This window comes from Arthrobacter sp. SLBN-112 (assembly GCF_030944625.1).
In the GTDB taxonomy this organism is placed as follows: domain Bacteria; phylum Actinomycetota; class Actinomycetes; order Actinomycetales; family Micrococcaceae; genus Arthrobacter.
In genome coordinates this window covers 75,553-101,035 of record NZ_JAUSXY010000001.1, presented here as the reverse complement: position 1 = coordinate 101,035, position 25,483 = coordinate 75,553, and the positions used below count along the sequence as shown (strand labels likewise).

Sequence of the window (25,483 nt, the reverse complement as noted above, 5' to 3'; positions counted from 1 at the left end):
TCTGCCGGTGGGTGGGCCCGCCCGATACCGGGTGGTTGAGCTTGTCGAGACCCGGTGGTTGAGCTTGTCGAAACCCGTCCGGTCTTCTGTGGTGTCCGTTGTGGTGGCGGCCTTAAATGTCAGACCCTCTGGTGATGATTGGTGTATGGGGAAAGCGGCGGTGGTGGGGGCGTTTGAGGATATTCGTGCTGCCCTTGCCGTGCTTGTTGCGGAGGTGGATGGGTGCGGTGTGGAGCTGTTCTCGGTTGCTGATCCGTTGGCGGGGGTGGCGGATGGGTGCCTGGATGTCCTGGCCGGTGTCCGTGAGGTGGAGGCCAGGGTTGCCGGTCTGAAGGCGAAGGCCGCGGTGGGGTATGCGGATGCTGCCGGTGTTGTTGCGGGGCCGGGTGTGCCGGTGGTGGCGCAGGAGATGGCGGTCGCGGCGGAGATCGGCTGTGTGCTGGCTCTTGGTCCGCGGGCGGCGTCGTCGTTCCTTGCCGCGTCGCACGCCCTGGCCGGTTCGTTGCCGTTGACCCTGGCCGCGTTGCAGGCGGGGTCTTTGTCGTGGGGGCATGCGGTGGCCATGGCTGATGAGACAGCCGGCCTGGATGTTGCCGGGGCGGCGGCGTTGGAGGCGCATTTCCTGGACCCCGGCGAACCGGATCCGGCGCGCGGTTGTCCGGTGGGGGAGTTGCCGGCGCACCGGTTCCGTGCCAAGGCGCGGACGTGGCGGGAGCGCCATCATGCCGGGTCGATTGAGAAGCGCCATGCCAAGGGAATTTCGGATCGGCGGGTGGAGTACCGGCCGGACCGGGACGGGATGGCGTGGCTGGGCGCGTACATGCCTGCGGACCAGGCGTTGGCTGGGTTGAACCGGCTCACCGCGATCGCCCGGTCCCAGCAGGGACCTGAGGAACCCCGGACCATGACACAGCTCCGTGCGGACAACTTCGCTGACGCGATCCTTGGCAGCGTCCGCATTGACGCCAACGGTACCGCCGCCGGGACCGTTGAGGGAGCAGATCTCCCGCCGTCGCCGGTCCGGGCGCAGGTGTTGGTGACCGTGCCGGTGTTCTCCCTGCTGGGTCTGACCGATGAGCCGGCGGTGCTGGACGGGTACGGGCCGATCCCGGCGTCGATGGCCCGTCGGCTGCTCGCTGAGGGGGCGGGCTCGTTCTACCGGGTGCTGGTGGACCCGCGGGACGGGGCGCCGTTGGAGATCGGGCGGACCAGTTACCGGGTGGGCAAGGCCATGCGGAACTGGCTCCGGCTCAGGGACGGTAAATGCCCGTTCCCCGGCTGCAGCAACCCCTCCCTGGACACCGAGGCCGACCACATCCTTGCCTGGGCAGAGGGCGGCACCACCGGAATCAGCAACCTGGGACAGCCCTGCCCCAAACATCACCGCCTCCGGCACACCACAGGCTGGAAACCCACACCCGCCAGCAAAACCGAACCACCCGGCTGGACCTCACCGGCCGGCCGCCACTACACCAGCGAACACCAAGACTGGGAACCCACAACATGGCCCCAACAGCAGAAACAGGCACCGGGCCAGGCCAGCGGACCACCGGGCAGCCACCCCGACTTTGCCTACTTCGGGCTGTCGCCAGGAGAAGAAAGCCTGGCGCGGATCCTTCACACTCCCGCATGACACAAACCCGCATGACACAAGCCCGCACGACTACGGCGTGGGCTCCCGGATGACCAGTGCGCCGCCGCCGAACGGGACTCGCGCATGCACAAACCGGCCCCCACCGCGCCCAGCCAGGCCCGCGCCCTGCCAGCGCTGTTGGCATACGATCCCGTCCGACACCCGCACATACGTCAGCCATGCCTCGACACGGACACCGCCAGCCGCCGCCGGACTTTCCCAGCACCTGCACGTCCGGCTAGATTCATCAGCAAGATGATGAATTCACAGCCTCCGATCCATGCAACCGCATACTGGACCACTGCAAAGCAGCACGGCGAGCTCAGGCCCGAAGAAATGCCCCCACCCGGTCCCGGTGAGGTGTTGGTCCGTGCCCTGTACTCCGGTATCAGCAGGGGCACCGAAATGGTGGTCCACGCCGGGGCTGTTCCGCCCCGGGTCGCGGAGCAGATGCGCGCCCCGCACCAGGAAGGGGAATTCCCCGGGCCCGTAAAGTTCGGCTACCTCTCCGTTGGGGTTGTGGAGGAGGGGCCCGAGGACTGGAAAGGTGCGCGCGTCTTCTGCCTGAGCCCGCACCAGGACCGTTATGTGGTTCCGCTGGAGTCCTTGACGCGGATCCCGGATGACGTCCCGTCCCGGCGCGCGGTGTTGACCGGAACGGTCGAAACCGCCGTCAACGCGCTGTGGGAGGCCGGGCCGCGCCTGGGGGACCGGGTTGCGGTCGTCGGCGCCGGCCTGGTGGGCGGCATGGTCGCCACACTGCTGCGCACGTTCCCGCTGCAGCGCCTGCAACTGGTGGACCTTGACCCGGCCAGGAAGCAGCTGGCGGAGGCTCTGGGCGTCGACTTCGCCCACCCCGATGAAGCCTTGGCCGACTGCGACATCGTCATCCACTGCTCGGCCTCGCAGGAAGGCCTGGAGCGCAGCCTCCAGCTCGTCGGCGACGACGGCGACGTTATCGAGATGTCCTGGTACGCCAACCGGACGGTCACCATACCGCTGGGCGAGGATTTCCACGCGCGGCGGCTGTCCATCCGGGCAAGCCAGGTAGGTATGGTGGCCCGGGCCCGGCGCCACCGCCGCACCAATGCGGACCGCCTCAACCTTGCCGTATCGCTGCTCAAGGACGCCGTCTTCGATGCCTTCCTGACCGGTTCGTCCCGGTTCGAGGACCTTCCCGAGGTGGTTCAAAGCCTGGCCAACGGCACGCTGGTGGCCTTGTGCCACGTCGTCGAGTACCCGTCGGGCAACCCGGCCCCCAGCAACGCTACCCACAATTCCGAAAACGTAAGGTAACCCATGTTCAGCCTGACCGTCCGTCGCCACTTCATGATCGCCCACAGCCTTCCCCGCGAAGCGTTCGGGCCCGCACAAGCACTGCACGGGGCAACATTCGTCGCTGAGGTGACCTTCCGGCGTCGTGCCCTGAACACGGACGCGATCGTCCTGGACATCGGAGCCGCCGGGACCATCATCGAGGAAGTGCTGGGCGCCCTGAACTATCGCAACCTGGACGACCACCCGGACTTCAAGGGCAAGCTCACCACCACCGAAGCATTGGCGGAGTACATCGCCCAGGCAGTCTTCGCCAACATCAAGGACAGCGACGACGGCCGGGAGCTCGCCGGGATTGACGTTACCCTCCGTGAAAATCCGGACGCCTGGGCCACCTACGCCCTGGACCTGTCCGTCTGACGATGCGCCCCATCCGGCTGTTCGTTCCGGGCAATATCCGCCACAGCTCGGGCGGCAACGTCTACAACGCGCGCCTGGTTGCCGGCCTCAAAGCCTCGGGCGCGGAGGTGGAGGTCATCGCCGTGGAGGGCAGCTGGCCGGGTGCCGGCGCACACGAACGACGCCGGCTGGGCGCCCTGCTGGGTGCGTGGGACCGGGAAGCAGATCCGGGGCAGCCAGTGGCGATCGTGGATGGCCTGGTGGCGGTGGGCGCTCCAGACGAACTGGAATTTGCTGCAAAGGCCGGACGGCAAACATGGGTCCTGGTGCATATGCCCGTGCCGGAAAGTGCCGGCAGCGAGGCCCTTAGACGCGAAGCCAGGGCCATGCGCGCCGCAACGGGCGTCATCTGTACCAGCACCTCGGCGGCAAGCGAGCTCAGCAAACGCGGACTCCCACGAGCGCGGGTTGTCCTCCCCGGCGTAGACCCGGCACCCGGGGCGCCCGGTTCCACGCCGCCCCACCTGGCGGTCGTCGCGGCGCTGCTGCCCAACAAGGACCAGTTGCTGGCGGTTGAGGCCTTGGCCCGGATCCGGGATCTTGACTGGACTGCGTCGTTCGTGGGGTCGGACCAGGCAGATCCTGGCTACGCGCGGGAGGTTCAGTCTGCGGTCATCGCCAGCGGGCTGCAGGAGCGGTTGCGGCTGACCGGCGAGCTCACCGGCGAACCCTTGGAAACGCAGTGGGCCCGGACGGACCTGACGTTGTTGGTGTCCCGGACGGAAGCGTTCGGGATGGCCGTCACCGAGAGCCTCGCCCACGGCATCCCCGTGCTGGTCCGGGCGGGGACCGGCGCGCTGGAGGCGCTCACCCTCGCCGGTCTGGAAACGTCCGACGGCGAACCAAGACTTCCCGGGGCAGCGGTTCCCCTGCCCGTTGGGGGACAGGAGAGTCCGGGCCGGCTGGCCGGGGTCCTGAGGCGCTGGCTCGAGGACGCGGGCGTCCGGGAAAGCTGGCGAACAGCGGCAGTGGAGGCCCGGCAGAAGCTCCCCGGCTGGAGCAGCACGGCGCACGGCCTGCTGGCCCTGCTGGAGGCGCGGGACTGAGACGCCAGCGCAGGACTGATTGAACCCGCCGCAGGACTGATGGGACACGCCCCCGACGCCGGAGGGCGCTAAAGGCTGCTGCGGTGCGCCGCGAAGAACTCGCGCAGCAACAGGGCGCACTCCTCCTCGCGGACTCCCGGGTACACCTCAACCCAATGATTGAGGCGCCGTTCGCGCAGGATATCGAACACCGATCCTGCCGCACCCGCTTTATCGTCCCACGCCCCGAATACCACCCGGGGGATCCTGGCCAGGACAATCGCGCCCGCGCACATGGCACACGGTTCCAAGGTGACCACCAAGGTGCAGTCGGACAACCGCCAGCCCTCGCCGCGGCCGCCGTCGAGCCTTGCCCGTTCCTGCAACCGTGCGGCAGCCTCCCGGATCGCCACCACCTCGGCGTGGGCTGTGGGGTCGCCCAGTTCCTCCCGCTGGTTTCGGCCGGAACCCAGCACCCCGCCGTCGGGCCCTATGACCACGGCGCCGATCGGCACATCCTCTGTGGCGAGGGCGCGACGGGCTTCCGCGAGCGCAAGGCCCATCCAGGCATCGTGTTTCTTTTCGGGCAACGGCATGGCTCAATGATAGTTTCGGGGATACTCAGGTTACTTACCGATGCCGGGAGGCACCATGGATACGCTTCGGGACCGCTTGGGGACCTGGTTCAAACCCTACGCGGCGCTGTTCCTCACCATCCTCGTGGGCGGTGTGGTCATCGTCTCCCTCGCCCTGCTCGGCGCCGAGGTGTACGACAACGTAGTGGACTCCGCGGGGCTGGCGAACCTGGACAAGCCTGCCCTGGCCCTGTCCGAGAGCCTGCGCAGCCCCGGGCTCGATGCGTTCGTCACCGGCTTTACCAACATTGGCGGCGGCATCGGCATGCCCATACTGGCCAGCATCCTCACCGCGTGGCTGACCTACCTAAGCCGCAACTGGCGTCCCCTGATCCTGATTGGCGGTGCGGCAGCCGTATCCATCACCGCCACCACCTTTGGCAAGAAGCTGGTGGGCCGCACGCGCCCGGACCACGCAGACGCCGTTCCGCCGTTTGAGGACTCGCCGTCGTTCCCCAGCGGGCACACGCTGAACACCACGGTGGTGATCAGCCTTGTGGTCTACCTGATCTGCCTCCAGTTCCAGGTTATGCGCGTCCGGGTTACGGCCATCACGGCGGGTGCGGTGTTCATCATCGCCATGGGATTGAGCCGGGTCTTCCTTGGGCACCACTGGCTTACGGATGTGATGGCCGGCTGGTTGTTGGGGCTCACCTGGGTGGGCGTGGTGATTTTGGCCCACCGGCTGTTCCACATCGTCCGCAGGCGGGAGCACGTGGGTGCCGCGCCGTCGTTCGACCGTCCCATTGTCCGCGACGTGGTGGCGGAGGAGCTGCACGACGGCGGTTCCTCCGGACCCGGGAAAGGCAGCGCCGGATGATAGTTTTGGGGGATGCGCACTCTCGTTGTTGACCACCCCTTGGTCGCCCATAAGCTCACCGTCCTGCGGGACAAAAACACGCCGTCGCCGGTCTTCCGCCAGCTGACGGAAGAGCTGGTGACCCTCCTGGCCTACGAGGCCACGCGGGAGGTCCGCACCGAGCCCGTCACCATCCAAACGCCGGTCAGCACCACTGTCGGCACCGCATTCACCAAGCCGACGCCGCTGGTGGTCCCCATCCTGCGCGCCGGCCTGGGCATGCTGGAGGGCATGACCAAGCTGGTTCCCACCGCAGAGGTGGGCTTCCTGGGCATGGCCCGGGACGAGGAAACCCTGGACATCATCACGTACGCCGAGCGCCTCCCCGAGGACCTGACCGGCCGCCAGGTCTTTGTCCTGGACCCGATGCTGGCCACCGGCGGAACACTGCGCGAAGCCATCAAGTTCCTGTTCAAGCGCGGTGCTTCCGACGTCACCTGCATCTGCCTGCTGGCCGCCCCGGAGGGCCTGGCCCGGCTGGAGGAGGAACTGTCCGGGGCCAACGTACACATCGTCCTGGCTTCAATTGACGAGAAGCTCAACGAAAAGTCCTACATTGTTCCCGGCCTGGGTGACGCCGGCGACCGCCTGTACGGCATCGCCGGTTAGCACCGGCCCTTTTCCACGCCGGTTCCCGCCGCTAGCCTGTGCGGATGGACTGGAAACTTGAACTCGTCTTTGTCCCTGTGTCCGATGTGGACCGCGCCAAGGATTTTTACGTCAACAAGGTTGGCTTCAACGCCGATTACGACGAGCGACCGTCGGATTCGATCCGCTTCGTGCAGTTGACGCCGCCCGGCTCTGCCTGCTCCATCTGCATCGGCGAAGGGCTCACCGACGCTCCGCCCGGCACCGGCTCCAACCTGCAGCTGGTGGTCAGCGACATCCAGGCCGCCCACCGCCAGCTCAAGGGCAACGGCGTGGATGTCAGCGACGTGGACGTGCAGCAGTGGGGCCACTTCCTGTACTTCGCCGATCCGGACGGCAACAGGTGGTCTGTCCAGTACATCCCGTGGCGGAACGCCGGGCAGGGCGACGGGAAAGACGCCGCGCAGGACGCCGGTTAACGCAAAACCGCGGGCCGGATCATGGTGACGCGGCCCGCGGCGGGCGTTGTCCAGTGGTGTCCAGTACCAGTGGTGCCTAGTAACCAGTTGTGCGCCAGGTGGAAGTTCAATGCGCCACAGGGCGAGGCGTAGCTCTTCTTGATGTAGTCCAGGCCCCAGTTGATCTGCGTGCGGTAGTTGGTCAGGTAGTCGGCGCCCGCGCTGGCCATCTTCTCCGCGGGCAGCGACTGGACGATGCCGTACGCGCCACTGCTGGCGTTGGTGGCCGTGGTGGTCCAATCGGATTCCTTGGTCCACAGCGTCTGGAGGCACTGCATCTGGTCCGGTCCCCAGCCAAAGGAAGACAGTTGGCTGGCGGCATAGGCCTGGGCACCTGCGGGATCGTTAACCGCGACGGCGGGGGCAGGAGCGGGTGCGGGGGCAGGAGCGGGTGCGGGGGCAGGCGCCGGGGCGGGTGCTTCAGCTGCCGGGGCGGCGGGTGCGGGCGCAGGAGCCGGCTCGGCCGCTTGCGGCGCCACGCTGATGGCGGAAGGAGCGGGATTCGCGGCCGGGTTGGACCGGATTTCGCTCTTCTCGATGCTCATCTGAGCGTCCGACGCCGAACTTGAAGAGTTTGACCCGGTGGACGACGCCTGGGTCATGCTGGTGGTCGCCTGGCCTGCCGCGCCAACGCCAACCAGCACAGCGCACGATGCCGCGAGGACTGCAGCACGCCGGCCCAAGGTGGTGTTTTTGGCGGGCTGGGGTTTGGCCCGGTGTTTTGCCTTGGTTTGCAGGCATGGTTTTGCCATGGATTTAGACATGATTGATCGCCTCTCACACCTGCGGAGTTAGCTGTCGGGTTCGGATGAGGGCATCCGGCCGCACGGAACAAACACGTGCTGGCTTAACCCCAAGGGCAATCAATGCCCGGGACGGTGGGTCCCCCGCCTCTGCCGTTGCTCAAGCGGAATCCGGGAAGCGGCAGAGCTTGGCGTCAACCCGGGATATGCGGCCCGAACGGGGACCGCACCCAATCAACGCTACAGGAAGATCACGCATTAGTCACATTTGGGTAACGGAAGTCACGATTCCTGGCGCGTCGATTTGCTGCGCGACTTGTCCTGCAGCGCGATTATCACGCCAGGACGTAGACCGTGGTCCCGCCGATGCTTTGCGACGGGAAGGTAGACGCTACCCACTGCGCAATCCGGGTGGAGGCGTCCGAACCGCTGTTGGACATCATGGTCCCGCCGGCAATGAAGTAGTGGACCTTGCCTTGGGATACCAGTGCCTGGAACTGTTCCAGCGTGGGGGAGGGGTCGGTGCCGTTGAAGCCGCCCACAGCCATCACCGGCAGTTCCGTTGCCAGTTGGTAACCGGCGGCATTGTTCGAACCGACCACTGCCGCGGCCCAGGTGTAGTTCGAGGCACCGTCCTTGAGTGCGGCCACGAGCTCGGCCGACGGCGTGGGCGCACCAAGGAGGCCACCCAGGCCACCCATCCCGCCGGCACGGCCACCGCCGGCACCTTGGCCTTGTCCAGTCTGGCCTGCGCCGCCCCGGGTTGCCCCGGCCTGGCCGCTGAACTGCCGGGAATTGCCGCCCGCACCAAACCCGCCGGCCCGGTTTCCGCCGAACCCACCCGGGCCGCTGAACGACGTCGCCGGCCCGGCACTGACAATGGCCCCGCTGTGCGCCGTCGTCGCCGTCGACATGGAGAACGCCAGCGGTCCGGCGAGCGATGCCGCAATGGCGAGCGCCGTCGTCGTCCGCTGAACCGAGCGCAGGCGAATGAACCTGCCCAGCCCAATTCCTGCCGCGGCCGCCAGGCCTGCAACCAGCACCAGCCAGCGCAGCCACGGACCGTAGGCGGACGTGGTACCCAGCAGGGTGAAGGCCATCAGGGCTGCCGCGGCCACCGATGCCGCGAGGAGGACCGCTGCAGCGGCCTGCCGCCGGTGCTGCCAGAGGAGTACCGGGCCCAGGCCGGCAAGCCCGGCGATCCCCGGTGCCAATGCCACCGCGTAATACGGGTGGATGATGCCGGCCATGAAACTGAAGACCAACCCGGTCACCAGCACCCAGGAACCCCAGATGATCACCGACGCCCGCACGGCGTCAGTCCGCGGCGCCCGCCGCCCAAGCCACAGCAGGCCCGCAGCAAGGATCAGGGCGGAGGGCAGCAGCCAGGCGATCTGGCCGCCGAATTCACTGTTGAACATCCGCAGCAGGCCGGGAACGCCCCAGCCGTTGCCGCCACCCACGCTGCCGGTTTCGTCGCCCGTCAGCCGGCCCAGGCCGTTGTAGCCGAGGGTCAGCTCCAGGATGGAGTTGTCCTGCGAACCGCCGATGAACGGACGGTCCGCCGCCGGGATGAGTTCGACGACGGCCAGCCACCAGCCGGCCGCGGCAACCATCGCCGCACCGGTGGCGAGCAGGTGCAGCAGCCGCCGGCCCAGCCCTGCCGGCGCCGCAACCAGGTAGGCGAACGCAAAGCCGGGGACCACCAGCAGCACCTGCAGTTGCTTGGCAAGGAACCCGAAGCCCAGGAAGACCCCTGCCAGCAGGAGCCAGCGCAGCCGGTCCTCCTGGACGGAGCGAAGCACCGCGTAGCCGGCGGCGGTCATGAGCAGCACCAGCAGGGCGTCCGGGTTGTTGAACCGGAACATCAGCGTGGCCACCGGCGTCAGGGCCAGCGCCACAGCGGCCAGCAGGCCTGCCCGGTGGGCGAGCCGCGGGTCGCCGGTGGCCGGCGCCGCTGCCCGCCGGACGGCCAGGTACAGCAGCCAGGCGATCCCGACGCCCATCAGGGCTTCGGGAACCAGGATGCTCCAGGAGCTCAGGCCGAACATCCGGACCGACAACGCCATGATCCACAGGGACGCCGGTGGCTTGTCCACCGTGATGGAGTTGGCGGCGTCCGAGGAGCCGAAGAACCAGGCCGCCCAGTCCTGCGATCCGGCCTGGGCGGCGGCGGAGTAGAAAGCGTTGGCCCAGCCGGACGCCCCGAGGTTCCACAGGTACAGCACGGCGGTGGCCGCCAGAACGCCTAACAGTTCCAGCCGGTGCCGGAGGGCCAGGGGATCCCGCCGCACGCGGGCCGCGGCAACAGGGCCCTGGGCAGCGGGAGCGGGGGGAGCCTTCACTGGGGTTGGGTAATAGCCGGCCATGGGGTCCTACTTAGTGAGTTGGTACACCGTGGAGTTCCCCACGGTTTGGGCCTGGAAGTTGGCTTGCACCCACGCGGCCACCTCGGAGTTGCCGCCCCGGCCGCCCATGCCGCCTCCGCCCATGCCGCCTTCGATGAAGTAGCTGATCTCACCCTTGGCCACCATGTCCTGGAACTCGGCGAGCGTCGGGTAGGGATCACCGCCGTTCCAGCCGCCCAGTGCAATGACGTTGGTGTTCGTGGCCAGTTCCAGGCTGGCGGCCTGGCTGGCCCCGGAGACGATCGCCGACCACTTCGTGGTGGTGCCCGTCAGCAGTGCGGTCACGGCGGCATCGGCGGTGCCTTCGCCGGGACCACCGGCCCCGCCGGCACCCGGGGCGCCGTTGACGCCATTCGCGGGATCAAAACCGCCGGCACCAGCGGCCGCATCCGTGCCGTCGGTCCGGTCGCTACGGAGCGCTGCGTCGTCCCGGAACCCGGCAGCCCTGTTGCCGAAGCCGCCCGCCGACGAACCCGCGGGTCCCGACGTCGGAATGGATCCCGAATGGGCGGACGCAGCGGTGGCAAGGGTCCAGGCGGCCGTTCCAAGTCCTCCGGCCAGCAGGGACAGGACGACGACGGCGGCCGCCCCGGCGCGCCGGAACCGTCCCGGAGCGCCCTTGGCGTCAAGGCGGAGGAGGATGGCGGCGGCGGCAAGGACGCCGAGGACGATGGTGGCGGTGCGCAACCACGGAAGCCAGGACGTGTCGCGGCCCAGGAGCACCGAGGACCAGATGGAGGTGCCCAGGACGACGGCGGCGAGGGTGATCCGTGCCGGCCAGTACGCGCGGCCCCGCCAGAGTTCAACCGCGCCGATGCCCACCAGCGCCGCGATGGCCGGTGCCAGTGCCACGGAGTAGTAGGGGTGGACAATGCCGCTCATGAAGCTGAAGACGCCCGCCGTGACCAGCAGCCAGCCGCCCCACAGAATCAGGGCCGCACGGCTCCGGGACGTGCGCAGTTCGCGGCGGGTAAACCACAGGCCCGCCACCAGCAGTACCAGGGCGGCAGGCAGCAGCCAGGACACCTCGCCGCCGAAGCTGGTCCCGAACATCCGCAGCAGGCCCGCCGCGCCGCCGAATCCGGCATTGCCGCCGCCGAAGCCGCCCGCCGCTCCGCCGAAGCCACCCCCGACGGCGTCGCCGAAGCCTGCGGGTGCGCCCGCAGGCCCTCCGGCTCCGCCTCCGGGCATTCCTTCCCCGGAGCCGGTGATCCGGGCGAGGCCGTTGTAGCCGAAGGTCAGTTCCAGGAAGCTGTTGGTGGTGGACCCTGCCATGTACGGCCGTTCCGAGGCCGGCGTCAGTTGGAACAGGGCGACGTAGCTGCCGGCCACCACAATGATCCCGCCCAGCGCGCCGAGCAGGTGGACCAGCCGGCGTCCCAGCGGGGTGGGAGCTGCCCACAAGTAGGCGAGTCCAAGCGCGGGAACCACCAGGAAACCCTGCAGCATCTTGCTGAGGAACGCCAGGCCAATCACGGCCCCCGCGGCGACCAGCCACTTCCAGCCGGCCCGCTCGATGGCCCGGGTGGTGAAGTACGCCGCCAGCACCAGGCAGAGTGTGAGCATGGCGTCCGGGTTGTTGAATTTGAACATCAGCGCCGCTACGGGCGTCAGTGCCAGGGCGCCACCCGCCAGCAGGCCTGCCGCCGGCCCCGAGACCCGTTTCACGGCGAGGTACAGGAAGCCGACGGCGGCCACTCCCATGAGCGCTTCGGGCACCAGCATGCTCAGCGAGGAGAAGCCGAAGATGCGTCCCGCGAGGGCCGGGATCCAGAGCGCTGCGGGCGGCTTGTCCACGGTGATGGCGTTGCCGGCGTCGAGCGATCCGAAGAGGAACGCCGTCCAGTCCTTGGTGCCCGCTTGGATGGCAGCGGCGTAGAAGGAGTTTCCGTAGCCGGTGGCAGCCAGGTTCCAGAGGTACAGGACTGCTGTGGCCACCAGGAGGCCGGCGGCCGAGGGCCGCACCCAGCGGGGCTGGCCGCCGAAAGCGTACCGGGCCCAGCGCGGCCCGGGCTTTGCCGGGTCAGCTGCGGAAACAGCGGCACCTGACGGGTGCTGGGGGCCGCCGGTTGATTCGGTGGTTGATCCGGCGCCTGCCGGTGTAATGGTGGAGGTCATGATGCTGCCGTTTCTGTGGAGGCGGTGGCTGTCGTGTCGTCGGCGGTTGGTGCCGCGGGGGTTCCGGCGGGTGCAATTCCGGTGCTTTGGTCTGTTCCGGGACCGGGGTGAGCGGCGGGTGCTGTGTGCGGTGCCCGTTCCCGGAAGACCCAGAGCCGGAACAGCAGGAACCGCACTGCGGTGGCGGCAAGGTTCGCCGCCACCACGGTGAGGATTTCCGCCCACCGGTCCGGCGTCGTCGTCCTATGGACCAAGGCAAGGGCCCCCGAAGTAAGCACCAGGCCGATCCCGAACACGATCAGCCCCTCGAAATGGTGGCGGACCGGGTTGCCGCCCTGGATGCCGAACGTGAACCGCCGGTTGGCTCCCGTATTGGCCACCGCCGTGATCAGCAGCGCCAGGAAGTTGGCAAGCTGCGGATCCATGAACCCCCGGCAGAACACGAAGATCACCAGGTAGGCCAGGGTCGACGCGGCACCGATGGCGGCGAACCGCACCAGCTGGCCAAACAGGCTGCTGCCGCGCGTTTGCTCGGCCGCCCGGGACGATGCGGGCAGCGGCCCCCGAGCCAGGGCCGCCCGCAGCTCAGGAACCGGGATGCGCCCGTAGAGCAGGTCGCGGGTGAGCCGTGCCATGCCCCGGACGTCCGCCAGCGCCGTCCGGAGCACGTCAACGCTTGAATCAGGATCGTCGATCCAGTCCACGGGAACCTCATGGACGCGCAGGCCGCACCGCTCCGCCAGGACCAGGAGCTCGGTGTCAAAGAACCAGGAGTTGTCCACGGTGTACGGGAGGATCTGCTGGGCGACGTCGGCGCGGATCGCCTTGAACCCGCACTGCGCGTCACTGAACCGGGCACCCATGAAGGAGTGCAGCATCAGGTTGTAGCCGCGCGAGATGAATTCCCGCTTGGGACCGCGGACAACGCGGGAATTGCGGGTCAGCCGCGTTCCGATGGCCAGGTCCGAGTGGCCGGAAATCAGCGGCGCCAGCAGGGGTGCCAGGGCTGCAAGGTCGGTAGAGAGGTCCACGTCCATATAGGCCAGGACTGGCGACGGCGAGGCCAGCCACACCTTGCGCAGGGCATTGCCGCGGCCCTTTTCGTCAAGGTGGACCACCGCGAGTTCGGGGAACTCCCGGGCCAGCCGTTCAGCGATCTTCAACGTCCCGTCCGTGCTGGCGTTGTCTGCCACAGTGATCCGGAACTTGTGCGGAAAGGAATCGCGCAGGTGGGCGTGCAGCCTGCGGAGGCATTCCTCCAGGTCGCGTTCCTCGTTGAAGACCGGAATGGTCACATCGAGGACGGGCACAGCGGTGCGGGTGTCCACGGGGGCGCGCCGTACGGCGCGTCCCCTGGACGGAATGCCCACCGGCGCCACCGCGGCGTCCGGCAGGGTTCCTGAAGTGGAGTCGGTGAGGGTCATGAATCAAGGGTGGCGCCGCCGTATTTGAAGGCTTTAGGCGCAACCTGTGACGTACCTGTGTAAGTGCGGCCCCTGCTTGCAGGAGTGGTCAGGCCGTGGCAGGCCCGGTTGACGGAAGGCGGACGGCAAACTCGGTCCTGCCCGGCCGGGAGACCAATTCCACGGTACCGCCGTGGGCCGCGACGATGGATTCGACGATCGATAGTCCCAGGCCCGACGAGCCCTCGGAGCCGGAGCGGGCGGCATCGGCCCGGGTGAAGCGCGAGAAGATGTTGCCCTGGAATTCGGCGGGAATGCCGGGTCCGTCATCGGTGACCGTGACCACCACGCTGCCGTCGGCGGAGCGCATCACGCCTGTGGTCACGGTGGTGCCGGCCGGCGTGTGCTTCCTTGCGTTGGATAGCAGGTTGGCCAGCACCTGGTGGAGCTGGGTGCTGTCGCCTCGGACGGTCACCGGCTCGTCGGGCAACGTCAGCTGCCAGGTGTGGTCCGGTGCCATGACCTTCTCGTCACTGACCGTTTCGATGACCAGCTGGGTAAGGTCCACATCGGTGGTTACGGTTGCCTTGCCCTCATCCAGCCGGGCCAGCAGCAGCAGGTCTTCCACCAGGGCAGTCATGCGCTCCGACTGGCTTTGCACCCGGCCCAGCGACTTCCGGCCGTCCTCCGTGAAGGTTTCGGTCATGCGCATCAACTCGGTGTAGCCGCGGATGGCCGTCAAAGGGGTTCGAAGTTCGTGGGAAGCGTCGGCAACAAACTGGCGCACCTTCATCTCGCTGCGTTGCCGGGCTTCCAGCGCGCTGGAGACGTTGTCCAACATCAGGTTCAGTGCATGGCCCACGCTGCCCACCTCGGTGGTGGGATGCGCCGCCGACGGCGGTACACGCACCGCCAGGGCTACCTCGCCGGCGTCGAGCGGCAGCTTGGAAACTTTGGTGGCGACGTCGGAGAGCTGCTCCAGTGGCCGCATGGTCCGGCGGATCAATGCTGTGCCGGCCAGCCCGATCAGGACAAGGCCGCCCAGTGAGACGAGCACCATCGTCAGCACCAGCGAGGCTTCGGTGCTTTCCTTGGTTGCCAGCGGGAGCCCGGTGATCACCACGTCGCCGTAGGGCGTCTCGGTAGCGATCAGCCGGTAGTCGCCGTTGGACAGTTCGCGGTCCACGGAAACACCGTTGTGGGGGAGCGACTGCAGGGTGCTGATGTCGCGCGAGGTCAGCGCGGTGCGGGTGGCGTCGGAGGAGAGGAAGCCGGCCTCGCGGCTGATCTGGCCGCCCACCACCCGCGCATTGAGTGTTCCCACGCTTTGTCCCCGCGCATCGAGCGGGTCAGGACGGCCGGACGGGTTGCCCTCCGGCGGACGGCCGCGGGAGGCCAGCATCAGCTGTGCATCGAGCTGATTGGACAGCACCACGTCCATGGATGCGTAGCTGACCACGCCGATCGCGCCGGAAATGGCCACCAGGAGGGCCATGGAGAGCAGGATGAGGCGGGTGCGGAGGTGCCAGGTGGCCGGGTTGAACCATGAGCGGCCGGTGGGCCGGGGAACCCCGGAAAGCGATGACATGCGTTTCCTTGGCTTAGTCTGCGGGCTTGATGACGTAACCGGCTCCGCGCACGGTGTGGATCATGGGCGGATGGTTGGCCTCGAGCTTCTTGCGCAGGTAGGAGATGTACAGTTCCACGATGTTCGCCTGGCCGCCAAAGTCGTAGTCCCACACGTGGTCCAGGATCTGTGCTTTGCTGACCACGCGCTTGGGGTTTTCCATGAGGTAGCGCAGGAGCTCGAACTGTGTGGCAGTCAGCTGGATTTCCTCCCCGGCGCGGGTGACTTCCCGGGTGTCGACATTGAGGACCAGGTCGCCCACCACCAGTTCGGCAGTGTCCATGGCTGCCACGCCGGAGCGCTGGACCAGGCGGTGCAGGCGCAGCAGGACTTCCTCCATGCTGAAGGGCTTGGTCACGTAGTCGTCGCCGCCGGCTGCCAGCCCCACGATCCGGTCCTGGACGTCGTCTTTTGCGGTCAGGAACAGTGCAGGCACCTCCGGCGCGAAGGCGCGGATCCTGCCCAGCAGCTCCACGCCGTCGAACCCGGGCAGCATGACGTCCAGCACCAGGACGTCCGGATGGAAGTCCTTGGCGAGCTTGACGGCCGTGGGGCCGTCCCCGGCCACGGCCACGGCCCAGCCCGCCATGCGCAGGCCCATGCTCATCAGCTCCGACAGGCTGGGTTCGTCATCCACCACCAGGGCGCGGATCGGGGACCCGTCGGGGTGGGTGAGCTGGGGAAGGTTGTTGGTCATGGAGTGCGGGGATGCCATGGGACAACTCTCCGATCTACCGGTTTGCCGGTGCTTTGCCGTTGCTGTGTTCCAGCTGTGAGCTCCAGCCTAGCCACCTGGGCCGGCGGCCAGGCGCTTCCTCGTGCACGGGGAACCGTGCAGGTCACAGGCGGACTTGGCCTGCCGCACAGCCCCCGCACAGCAAACCGGCAGAGCCTGATGGAACAAACAGCATCACCACCATCAGTTCAACTTCTTTGGAGAGAGCAATGGACCAGCAGAACAACCAGGCAGTCCCGGGGGCATCAGGGCAGAACGGGCAGCCGGCCCCCGTCTGGGGAGGCACCCCGGAAGGCAGCGGCCGCGACGCAGCGGCCCCCGACCTTAAGGTCCCGGCCGGCCAAGACGCGCATTCACCCGGCGAGTCCCGGCAGGGGCAGCCTGCACAGGGCTGGGGCGCACCCGTCCCCGGCCAGCAGTCGGCAGGATGGGGTACGACGCCGGCCAACGGCCAGGTGCCGAACGCCGGCACTGGCTGGGGCGCCCCGCAGCAATACGCATCCACTTCGGCCTCCCGCGCCAACAAGGGCACCTGGACGGCAAAGAAGGGGCTGCTGGTCGGGGGCGCGGCCGTGGTCCTGGGCGCAGCGGCCGGCGCCGGTGCCTACGCGGCCGGAAACGGTTCGGGTACCGCAGCCAACGCCCAAGGCGCTGGCGGTGCCAGCCAGTTCGGTCCCGGCGGCCAAAACGGCATGGCCGGGCCGGGCAGCCAGACTGGAACCAACGGCGGCACCCCCGGCGGCATGGGCATGGACGGCGGACCCGGTGGCCTGGGGATGGGGGCGGCAGGCCTGAACGCAGCCATCCACTCCGAATACGTGGTCCTTGAAGGTTCCAACTATGTGACCATGGCGGGCCAGACGGGTACCGTGACGGATGTCTCGGCCACCTCGCTGACTGTCAAGAGCGAAGACGGCTTCTCCCGCACCTACGCAGTGGGCTCCGATGTGCAGGTCATGCAGGGGATGCGGCAGCGCGGGGGCACATCCACCGGCAGCACCCTCAGCCTGTCCAACGTGACCACCGGGGCCAGCGTTCGCGTGACCGCGCTGAAGAATGGCGACACCTACACGGCGCAGATCATCCAACTTGTCACCGCCGGTACCTCTGCCGGTTCGGGAACCGGCAGCAACTGACGGCGGCACGCCGTACCACTCCCAGGCAGGTCCTGCCGCCGGCCCGCGCCCGCTGTCGGGGCCAAAAAATTTGCCGCCGGCAGGACCGGGACTGGACACGGCAGGCTGTCGTCCGGCCGATTCTATGTCAAGCGATTGAATTTCGGAGAGATTCGGGAAAGGGGCAATCTATCGAATAATGTTCCGAACGAATAGCTATCCGAGACTCTTCTCCGGATAACGAGCGTTATTATTTCCCCATCGCGAAATAGTGATCTAAAACACAATCGCCACTTTTGTCTCACCATGTGGACGAATTAGTCCATTGTTACTTGCAAGTTGGCATTGTTACGCTGCACACTTCCAATGTGAACAAGAACTCAACAGCACCTGCAGCCGCAGAATATTGGCCCAGCACATCCGCTGCTGCCGACATGCGCTGTTGTCGAATGCACGCCTGACCTTCGCACCCCTGAAGTTCTTAGGCATTCGCCCCCCCAGCCCAGCGTCGGGCGCCCTTCCCCGGTCCGCGTCTACGGGGAATCCAGCATTCGAGCCGCGAACACGGCCATTCACATTGAGGTAAGCAATACATGTCAGTTGCATCCGGATACGTCCACATCTCCGTCCGTAACGCCGCCAAGGCCGGCCAGCCCTCCGGCCTGCGCCCCGGCTTTGGCCCTCGCCCGGCGCTCGCTCCCACTTCCGGAAGCAGCTTCCCCGCCCAGGGCTACGCCCCGCAGGGATACAACCCGAACTCCTACGGCCAGCTCCGCGCCGTCCAGCCCGCCGAGGCCGCTCCCGTCACCGCCCCAACCCCCGTCGTTGCCGGTCCGAATGCCGTCCGCCCCGTGGCCAACGACAACGTGGCCCGCGGGTTCGTCCTGTACATGGGCATTGACGAGGAAACCGCGGCAGCAGCCGGCACCTCCATCGCCAAGCTCGCCCAGGAGATCCGCGCGTACGCCCAGTCGCTGGTCTCCGGCGCCGAGAGCTACGCCGCTGTTGCGGTAGCTCCCGCCGGAACCCCCGGGTCCGCGCTCGACGTCGTCCGTTCCACCTTCGGCGACCCAACGGTCAACTCCCGCCAGCGCACCGAGGCCGCCCGTCCTGCCCAGCCACAGGAACCTCGCCCCTCCGGCGTCCTGATCGACCTCGCCCGCCGCGAAGTCCACCTCGACGGCGAATCCCTGAACCTCACCTTCAAGGAGTTCGAGCTGCTGAACTACCTCGTCGAGAACGGCACCCGCACCGTCGGCCGCGACGAACTCCTCGAGGGCCTGTGGCGGAACGCCGAAGAGGTCCCCAACGAGCGCACCATCGACGTGCACATCCGCCGTCTCCGCTCGAAGCTCGGCCGCCTCGCGAACACGGTCCGCACGGTCCGCGGTCAGGGCTACCGCTTCTACGAGCACCCCGAGGTTGTCGTCTGGGCCGCTCCGGAGTACTCGATCTAACTCCTCTCTAACCTCCGCTTAAAGGCGGCATATCCCTCGGCGCCTGCGCTCGTTCCTCACGCAACAACGGCGCTTTCGGGACATCCCGCCTTTCGGCCGTTTGTGAATCTTCTCCGCGCGCTGTGCGTCCTCGGCTGATGGGCCTCGTGTCACTGTGGGCTTGTTTTCAAAGTCTTATCCGTTGCTGACCCCTGAATTCCTGGGCCTCGCGTTTTTTCTCTGTGCCCAAAGCGTGCTTGGCGTGACGTTCGCGGGCCAAGGAACGTGGGCGCTTCGCTGTGCTTTTGCTGGCGCTAGGCTTGGGCCATGAGTTCGCACCATGTTCGACGCCTTGTGATCATGCGCCATGCCAAGGCTGACTGGCCGGGCGGGGTGGCCGATCATGAGCGGCCGCTCGAGGAGCGCGGGCACCGGGAGGCGCCGCTCGCCGGACGGTGGCTGCTCAAGCACAACATCGTTCCGGACTTCATCCTGTGCTCCAGCGCCCTGCGTACCCGGCAAACGTGCACCTGGGTCTGCTCCGAGCTGGGGGACAAGGCGCCCACGCCCAAGCTTGAGGACGGCCTGTACGCGGCCTCGGCCCAGCGGATGCTCACCGTGGTCAACCACGTGCCGGATACCGTGACCACCCTGATGCTGATCGCGCACCTGCCCGGCGTACAGGACCTGGCAATGCACCTCGCGTCGCGGGATTCCGACCACGACGCCTACATGGACGCCGCCACCCGCTATCCCACCAGTGCGCTGACCGTCCTGGAAACGGAGAAGCCCTGGGCGGAACTGGATGGGCAGGACGCCAGGATCACCAAGTTCAAGGTTCCCCGGGCCCACTAGCGCCAACCCCGCCGGCGGCAATCCCACGCAGGAGCCCGGCGATGTGCCTGATGCCCGGGCTGGAAGTCATGGTCTTGCGATGGACGAGCCCAACCTGGCGCGCCTGCACCGGGTTGATCACGGGAACAGCGATGACATCCCGGGGGAGTGCCGGGCGCCCCAGCCGGGGAACGAGCGCCACCGCCACTCCCTGCTCCACCATCGCGATATGCGTCGCGAAATCGGGATCATAAACCCGGATATCCGGCACCCGCCCCAAGTCCGCGAAAATCCGGAGCAGGGCCTCATTGCAGATTGCCCCCGCAGGCGTGCTGATCCACCGTTCGTCAACAAGCTCTGCCGGCGCAACCTCGGGGCGCCCTGCGAGGGGATGGGTGCGGTGCACGAGGACGTCCGCCACATCCTCGCACAGCCACTCCAGCGTCAGATGCTCCGGAATCACCAGTGGCACGGAATTCCAGTTATGCACGAGGCCGAGGTCCGCCTCGCCGTGGGCGACCCGGGCCACGGCTTCGCGCGGATCCTCGGCCAGCACGGTGACATCCAGCGCCGCTCCCGACCCCTCAAGCCGTGCCAGCAGCGGGCCCACCAGTCCGCGGCAGGCCGTGGAAAAGGAAACCACGCGGAGGCTGCCGCTGGGCTTGGCCGGGTCTGCCAGCAACGTGGACTGCAACTCCTCCAACTCGGCAAGGATGCGCCGGCCGTATGCCGCCAGGGCCAGTCCGCGCTCCGTGAGCAGGACCCCGCGGCCCCGGCGCTCCAGGACCGCGAAGCCAGCCTCTTTCTCCAGCTTCTTCACCTGCTGGGACACGGCCGACGGGCTGAATCCCATGGCCTCCGAGGCCGCAATGACGGAACCGTGCTGTTCGACCGCCGCGAGCGCCCGCAGGGATCCGATATCAATCATGAAGCAAACGTACATGATTGCCGGTATATATCGGCGCTGGTGCTTCATCGTTTGCCCTGCCAGAGTATGGATTGTGAACCTGCGCGATTCCCTCCTTGCCGTCCTTGTCGCCCTGCTGTGGGGCCTGAACTTCGTAGCCATCGACATCGGGCTGCACGCCGGAGGCCGCGACTTCCCGCCGCTGCTGTTCGTCGCCATGCGCTTCGTCCTCGTGGTGGTCCCCTGGATCTTCTTCATCAGGAAGCCGGACGTCAGCTGGAAGGCCATCATCGGCGTCGGACTCTTCATGAGTGCAGGCCAGTTCGGCCTCCTCTACCTGGCCATGGCGCTGGGCATGCCCGCGGGGCTGGCGTCCCTGGTCCTGCAGGCGCAGGTCCTGCTGACCGTCCTCCTCGCTGCGGGTTTCCTGGGCGAACGCCCCAGCCGGCGGCAGCTGGCGGGCGTCGTGCTGGGCGTCGCCGGACTGGCCCTCGTGGCGGTAGGCCGCAGCGCCGTGGCACCGCTGCTCCCGCTGGTCATCGTCCTGGCCGCGGCGTTGTCGTGGGCGGCGGGAAATGTGATTGCCCGGAAGGCCAAAGCCGCCTCCGGCCTGGGGCTGGTGGTCTGGTCCGGGGCTGTGGTCCCGCTCCCGCTGGGCGTGTTGTCAGTGCTGGTGGACGGGCCCGATACGGTCTGGCAGTCGCTGTTCACGCTGCAGGCGCCCACCGCGCTCAGCGCACTGTACACGGCAATCTTCGCCTCACTGGTGGGTTATGGAATCTGGAACCGGCTCCTAGCCAGCCACCCGTCGTCGGCCGTTGTGCCCTTCACCCTGCTGGTCCCGGTGGTGGGCATGAGCGCAGCGTGGCTGGTCCTTGCCGAGGTGCCGTCGGCAACGGAACTGGCGGGCGGCCTGCTCCTCCTGGGCGGCGTCGCGACGGCGGTGCTCACCCGGGCAGGCGGGCGCCGTCAGCGGCGCGAGGTTGAGCCGCTGCCGGACCTGGGTGCCGGTTTGGGCGCCGGAGACACGGACGACGACGGGCGCTTGGCTGCTGCGGACGTCCCCCGGGCAGGGGTGCGGGAGGCGGACGTCCGCTGAACGGGCGACGCCTGTGACCCGGACGCCTGACCGGCGGTCCGCGGCGCGGCAGCACGCTGGCTGCGCGCCGCCGGTCCTGGCCTTTGTGATGGGGTGCGTTGTGATGCCGTGCGTGCAGGGGCCTGCGCGTTGGCACGGGTGGCCGGCCGTGGAGCGGACGCCGGACGCCTTCTGGTTCCGGCGGGTCTCCGGGCCGCGGTGGCGCTCCGCCTTCCCGGCCAGAGCGCGCCTAGGAAGAGGGCGCCGAATGTTGCCGCGGCTGCGATGCCGGCACCCAGGAAGTAGTTGTCCGGGTCGTGGGTGGGCAGCGGAGTGCCCAGGAAGGAGGACTGGTCGTCGTACGCCAGCGTCCAGGTGCTGAGGAACGCCAGGGAAAAGCCGAGGGCGAGTGCGGTTCCGGCACCCGCAGCGAGCAGGGCGAAGCGCCGGCGCCGCACCACGATCTCGGCAACAGCAGCCAGGTAAGCCAGCCCCAGGACGCCGAGGAACGCAAGGAACACCGGTTCGGCAAGGGTCATCCCCGTGAGCACCAGCAGCCCGGCGGCGACGACGCCGCAGATCACCGCAAACTTTCCGCTCATTCCGGTATGGCGCATGTGCTCCATCATCCCCGAGGAGCAGCCTCCTTCAGGACGTAGCCGCGCATGATGGCCATGATTGCTGCAACACTTTGGTCACGGGTGCGCTCGGGATTGTAGGTCTGCCGGTCCAGCCCCACCACGAAGCAGGCACCGAAGATGGCCGTTTCCAGGCTTCCCCGGGATACCGAGTCATCCACCGGGTACGCCGCTGCCACGCTTTCCACGGCCTGGCCGACCACCTCGAGGAGCTCCCCGCGCAGGACCGAGAACGTGCCCTGCCATTCACTCGGGATCCGCCAGTTCTCACTGACCCACAGGCGCGCGAAGGAGGGGTATTCGGCCATGAAGTCCATGGCCTGGCCAATCATCGCTTCCATGGCCAGCAGCGGGTCACGGCCACTGCCGCCGCCGTCGGCGGCCTCAAGCAGCCGGGCCTTGAGAATGTCCACCCCGTGCCGCAGCAACTGGGCGATGAGCTCGGATTTGCTGCCGAAATTGTAGTAGACGGTGCCCTTGGACACCCCGGCCGCGGCGGCGATTTCATCCACCGTGACGTTGGCCGCCCCGCGCTCGCCGATCAGTTCCATGGAGGCGTCGAAGAGTTTCTGGCGGGTGGCGTTGGTCCGGGCAGGCCGGAGCCCTTTCGACCCGGCCGGTGGTTCGGTGGTCATACGGCGATCTCCGGTTTCAGGGTCTTGAGCGTCCAGTACTTGTTCTTGCGCACTGCCAGGGTGGACAGGGCAGCGCCCAGTACGGTGTAGCCCAGCAGCCCGGCCAGGGTGGGAATAATCATGGACAGGTCCGCGCCGTAGATCAGGTGCCGCATCCCGGTCACCACATAGCCCATGGGGAGGACCTGATGCACCGCATGCAGCGGCTCCGGGGTGGTCTGCCACGGGAACGTACCGCCGGATGACACCAGCTGCAGCACCAGCAGGATGAGTACCACCAGCTTGCCCGGTGACCCCAGCAGGGCCACGATCCCCTGGATGAGTGCGCTGAAGGCCATGGCCGCGGCAAGCAGGAACAGCCACATCAGCACAGGATGCGCAGGGTTCAGCCCCAGCCCCACATCCACCACCAGGGTCAGCAGGGACGCCTGCACCACCGAGACCAGCAGGAACGGCAGCCAGCCGCCCAGCGCGATCTTCCACGACGGCGCGTTCGAGGCAAGGGCCCGCTGCGTAATGGGCCGCATCGCCTGGATCAGCATGAAGATCCCGATCCACAGGGCCAGCGTGAGGAAGAAGGGTGCCAGCCCTGCGCCGTAGGAACCGGCCTTGGCCTGCGAGACATTGCTGACCGCCACAGGATCGGCCATCACCTGGGAGAGGTTGCTCTTTTGGGTGTCGTCCGGGTTGGGGACCTGGCCGGCCCCCTTTCCGATCTCGTCGGCCAACGTCCGGGAACCGGTGGCGGCCTGGCCCGCACCATCAACGAGTTGGGCCGCGCCGGCGTCCACCTTCCGCGCGCCGTCCGCAAGTCCGGCGGCGCCGTCGACGGCGGACTGCTCACCGGTTGCCAGCGCTGCGGCCCCCGTGTGAAGCTGGTTCGCCCCGGCCGACGCCTGCACGATGGCATCCTTCAAGGCCGGCATTCCGGCGGCCAGCTGGGCTGCGCCGACGCTGACGGCCTCGGATCCGTCGGCCAACTGCTGGACCTGTTCGGCGTCCGTCTGAATCTTGGCCTTTGCGGCGGCAACAGGACTGGACGCTGCGGCGGCGTCGAAATCGGCCAACACCTTGTCAGCCTGTTCCTGGGTCAGGACGCCGGAAGCCACGAGCCTGCTGTTGGACTCCACCACCCGGGTCCGCAGTCCCTGGTCTGCTGCCTCCAGCTGGGACGCCACATCCTGCACTTTGGTATTCAATTGGGCATTCCCGGCAGCCACCTGCGCCGCGCCGGAGGCCAGCGTCTGGGCATCGGTCGGCAACGTGGCGGTCTTGTCCTTCAGCGTCGACAATCCGCTGCTGAGCTGCCCCGCGCCGTCGGTCAGCTGGTTGGCACCATCCAGCAGCTTCAGCTGGCCGGCGTACAACTGGTCGGCGCCGCTGCTCAAGGCGGAAGTCCCGTCGTGGAGGGTGACCGTTCCGTCCCTGAGCGTCGCCACGCCGTCGGCCAGCCGGGAGGCGCCGTCCGCGGCCTGGACCATTTTGCTGTGGATGGTCCCGAAGCCGGTGAGCAACTGGTTTGCAGTCTCCTCACCAACCTCCTTGGCCACGGTGGTGTGAACGGCCGTGGTCAGTTTGTCCACGATGGTGCTCAGGAGGTAATTGTTGGCGTCGTTCGTGGTGACGTTCAGCATGGCCTGGCTCGCGGAATCAAAGCTGCCCGGCGAGACCAGGTTTGCCGAGAAATCCTTGGGGATCTTCAGGGCGAAGGCGTACTGGCCGCTGCTGACTCCGGCATCGGCCTCTGTTGCACTGGCCACCGGAACCCAATGGAACACGTTGCCCTCCACCAGGCTGTCCGCCACTTTGGTTCCGGCCTCCAGCCGGGTGCCGTCGGCAGCGGTTGCACCCGAGTCCTCCACCACCAAGGCCGCGTCAAGGTTGTTGAGGTGGCCGTAGGGGTCCCAGTTCGCATACAGGTATACGGCACCGTAGAGCAGCGGGACCATGGTCAGCGCCAGGATGGTCAGCTTGGGCAGCAGCCCGCCGGTCATGCGCTTGAGTTCGGAGCGGGCCAGCCGCAGGACAGTCACTTGGCAACCTCGGTTTCGAGTTCGGTTTCCTGGTCTTCCCGGTCAGGCAGGGACTCCGCTGAGTGCTTGCCGGCCGGGGCCTCGGGCGCCGGCTCCGGCGCGGGTTCGGGGGCGGCTTCGGATGCCGCGTTGCCGATGACGGCAACCGGCCCGTCCCACGATGCGGGGACGGCACTGACGGCCGCTACGACGGCGAGCGGCCGCCCGGCGTCGTAGGCCAACGCCTGGAGGCGGGGCAGCCAGGTGAGTTCATCCGCGCTGTGCCGGTCCGGGGAATCGACCACCAGCAGGTCGGTGCGCGGGTTGGCCAGGGCCAGCGCCGTCAGCAGTTCGAGCCGCCGCCGGGGCTCGAGCTGTTCCGTCCACAGGTCCGCGATGTCCTCGAACCGGTTGACCTTGAGCCAAGGCCGGCTGAGCAGGGCACCACGGTAGCGGCGGGGGATCAGGGCCAGGTCCTCGGTCACCAGGTCGCGGACGCTGAGGTGTTCCTCCGGTTCATTGACGCCGGGGGAGTCCACCAGTGCCGCGGCGAGGCGGAGCTGCTTGGTCCGGGAGTTGTTGTCCCAGCTGAGCTGACCGCCGCCGGTGGCCTTCATCCTGCCGCTGAGCAGGAGCGCAAGTGCGGTGCGCTGGTCCTGGCGGTCGCCGCTGACGAGCAGCAGCTCGCCGCGGGCGGCGGTCAGTGAGGTCGGCGGAAGCAGCGGGTCCCGGCGTCCTTTGGCGTGGAGCTGGTGTGCTGAGAGCAAGGCTTGCCTTTCGCAGAAGAGGTCTGCATCAAGG

The 25,483-nt window shown here is 67.8% G+C and carries 22 protein-coding genes and 1 riboswitch; of the genes, 11 read left to right on the top strand and 11 right to left on the bottom strand.

Features of this window, described 5'->3' with window-relative positions; all coding sequences use genetic code 11:
* The first annotated feature begins 145 nt into the window (after positions 1-145).
* The 4 genes from QF050_RS00430 (at position 146) to QF050_RS00415 (ending at position 4,413) form a co-directional block, all read left to right on the top strand.
* Complete coding sequence (locus QF050_RS00430) at positions 146-1,633, top strand: DUF222 domain-containing protein (protein WP_308928646.1); 1,488 nt, start codon at positions 146-148, stop codon at positions 1,631-1,633.
* 255 nt (positions 1,634-1,888) lie between these two features.
* On the top strand, positions 1,889-2,929 hold the full coding sequence (locus QF050_RS00425) for a zinc-binding alcohol dehydrogenase (protein WP_308928645.1): 1,041 nt from the start codon (positions 1,889-1,891) through the stop codon (positions 2,927-2,929).
* 3 nt (positions 2,930-2,932) lie between these two features.
* Entirely contained in the window at positions 2,933-3,328 is a 396-nt protein-coding gene (locus tag QF050_RS00420) for a 6-carboxytetrahydropterin synthase (protein WP_308928644.1), read from the top strand.
* A 2-nt stretch (positions 3,329-3,330) separates the two neighbouring features.
* Complete coding sequence (locus QF050_RS00415; protein WP_308928643.1) at positions 3,331-4,413, top strand: glycosyltransferase family 4 protein; 1,083 nt, start codon at positions 3,331-3,333, stop codon at positions 4,411-4,413.
* Positions 4,414-4,481: 68 nt separating this feature from the next.
* Here QF050_RS00415 and QF050_RS00410 read toward each other — a convergent pair whose 3' ends face one another.
* Entirely contained in the window at positions 4,482-4,988 is a 507-nt protein-coding gene (locus QF050_RS00410) for a nucleoside deaminase (RefSeq protein ID WP_308928642.1), read from the bottom strand.
* A gap of 55 nt (positions 4,989-5,043) precedes the next feature.
* On the opposite strand from QF050_RS00410, the gene QF050_RS00405 reads away from it, so the two are divergent.
* The 3 genes from QF050_RS00405 to QF050_RS00395 are packed head-to-tail and all read left to right on the top strand — an operon-like array spanning position 5,044 to position 6,953.
* Positions 5,044-5,847, top strand: coding sequence for a phosphatase PAP2 family protein (locus QF050_RS00405; RefSeq protein ID WP_308928641.1), 804 nt, complete (start codon positions 5,044-5,046; stop codon positions 5,845-5,847).
* Between the two features lie 12 nt (positions 5,848-5,859).
* Positions 5,860-6,495: a uracil phosphoribosyltransferase gene (gene upp / locus QF050_RS00400; protein WP_056330138.1), complete on the top strand. Its 636-nt coding sequence runs from the start codon at positions 5,860-5,862 to the stop codon at positions 6,493-6,495.
* A gap of 44 nt (positions 6,496-6,539) precedes the next feature.
* Complete coding sequence (locus QF050_RS00395) at positions 6,540-6,953, top strand: glyoxalase superfamily protein (protein ID WP_308928640.1); 414 nt, start codon at positions 6,540-6,542, stop codon at positions 6,951-6,953.
* Here QF050_RS00395 and QF050_RS00390 read toward each other — a convergent pair.
* The 6 genes from QF050_RS00390 to QF050_RS00365 form a co-directional block, all read right to left on the bottom strand.
* Positions 6,950-7,756, bottom strand: coding sequence for a hypothetical protein (locus QF050_RS00390; protein WP_308928639.1), 807 nt, complete (start codon positions 7,754-7,756; stop codon positions 6,950-6,952). The two genes, QF050_RS00395 and QF050_RS00390, sit on opposite strands and share 4 nt — an antisense overlap.
* A 3-nt stretch (positions 7,757-7,759) precedes the next feature.
* Positions 7,760-7,922, bottom strand: a riboswitch (cyclic di-AMP (ydaO/yuaA leader).
* Positions 7,923-8,070: 148 nt separating this feature from the next.
* The gene (locus tag QF050_RS00385) at positions 8,071-10,104 is read right to left on the bottom strand and encodes an ArnT family glycosyltransferase (RefSeq protein WP_374121483.1); all 2,034 of its coding nucleotides are present in this window, start codon (positions 10,102-10,104) and stop codon (positions 8,071-8,073) included.
* Between the two features lie 6 nt (positions 10,105-10,110).
* A complete protein-coding gene (locus QF050_RS00380) occupies positions 10,111-12,261 on the bottom strand; it encodes a glycosyltransferase family 39 protein (RefSeq protein ID WP_308928637.1) in 2,151 nt (716 codons plus the stop codon).
* The gene (locus tag QF050_RS00375; protein WP_308928636.1) at positions 12,258-13,685 is read right to left on the bottom strand and encodes a bifunctional glycosyltransferase family 2/GtrA family protein; all 1,428 of its coding nucleotides are present in this window, start codon (positions 13,683-13,685) and stop codon (positions 12,258-12,260) included. Before QF050_RS00375 ends, QF050_RS00380 begins: the two co-directional genes overlap by 4 nt.
* Positions 13,686-13,773: 88 nt before the next feature.
* Positions 13,774-15,252: an ATP-binding protein gene (locus tag QF050_RS00370; RefSeq protein WP_308928635.1), complete on the bottom strand. Its 1,479-nt coding sequence runs from the start codon at positions 15,250-15,252 to the stop codon at positions 13,774-13,776.
* 13 nt (positions 15,253-15,265) lie between these two features.
* Complete coding sequence (locus tag QF050_RS00365) at positions 15,266-16,006, bottom strand: response regulator transcription factor (protein ID WP_308928634.1); 741 nt, start codon at positions 16,004-16,006, stop codon at positions 15,266-15,268.
* Positions 16,007-16,236: 230 nt separating this feature from the next.
* Here QF050_RS00365 and QF050_RS00360 point away from each other — a divergent pair, with 230 nt between their 5' ends.
* The 3 genes from QF050_RS00360 (at position 16,237) to QF050_RS00350 (ending at position 19,433) form a co-directional block, all read left to right on the top strand.
* Positions 16,237-17,163, top strand: a complete 927-nt coding sequence (locus QF050_RS00360) for a hypothetical protein (RefSeq protein ID WP_308928633.1) — start codon at positions 16,237-16,239, stop codon at positions 17,161-17,163.
* 572 nt (positions 17,164-17,735) lie between these two features.
* Positions 17,736-18,599 carry a winged helix-turn-helix domain-containing protein gene (locus tag QF050_RS00355; protein WP_308928632.1) on the top strand — a complete coding sequence of 288 codons (864 nt, stop codon included), beginning with the start codon at positions 17,736-17,738 and terminating at the stop codon, positions 18,597-18,599.
* A gap of 306 nt (positions 18,600-18,905) precedes the next feature.
* Positions 18,906-19,433 carry a histidine phosphatase family protein gene (locus QF050_RS00350; protein WP_308928631.1) on the top strand — a complete coding sequence of 176 codons (528 nt, stop codon included), beginning with the start codon at positions 18,906-18,908 and terminating at the stop codon, positions 19,431-19,433.
* Here QF050_RS00350 and QF050_RS00345 read toward each other — a convergent pair.
* Entirely contained in the window at positions 19,411-20,340 is a 930-nt protein-coding gene (locus QF050_RS00345) for a LysR family transcriptional regulator (protein WP_308928630.1), read from the bottom strand. The genes QF050_RS00350 and QF050_RS00345 overlap by 23 nt on opposite strands.
* Before the next feature lie 73 nt (positions 20,341-20,413).
* Between QF050_RS00345 and QF050_RS00340 the strand changes: the two genes are divergently transcribed.
* Positions 20,414-21,418 (top strand): EamA family transporter, encoded by a 1,005-nt coding sequence (locus tag QF050_RS00340; RefSeq protein ID WP_308928629.1) that lies wholly within the window; start codon positions 20,414-20,416, stop codon positions 21,416-21,418.
* A 604-nt stretch (positions 21,419-22,022) separates the two neighbouring features.
* On the opposite strand, the gene QF050_RS00335 is transcribed toward QF050_RS00340, so the two are convergent.
* From QF050_RS00335 to QF050_RS00325, 3 genes are read right to left on the bottom strand one after another with little or no spacing between them, the layout of a single operon-like run.
* Positions 22,023-22,670, bottom strand: coding sequence for a TetR/AcrR family transcriptional regulator (locus QF050_RS00335; RefSeq protein ID WP_308928628.1), 648 nt, complete (start codon positions 22,668-22,670; stop codon positions 22,023-22,025).
* Positions 22,667-24,703 (bottom strand): YhgE/Pip domain-containing protein, encoded by a 2,037-nt coding sequence (locus QF050_RS00330; protein WP_308928627.1) that lies wholly within the window; start codon positions 24,701-24,703, stop codon positions 22,667-22,669. Before QF050_RS00330 ends, QF050_RS00335 begins: the two co-directional genes overlap by 4 nt.
* Positions 24,700-25,449 (bottom strand): ABC transporter ATP-binding protein, encoded by a 750-nt coding sequence (locus QF050_RS00325; protein WP_308928626.1) that lies wholly within the window; start codon positions 25,447-25,449, stop codon positions 24,700-24,702. The genes QF050_RS00330 and QF050_RS00325 overlap by 4 nt, the downstream gene beginning before the upstream one ends.
* Between the last annotated feature and the right edge of the window lie 34 nt (positions 25,450-25,483).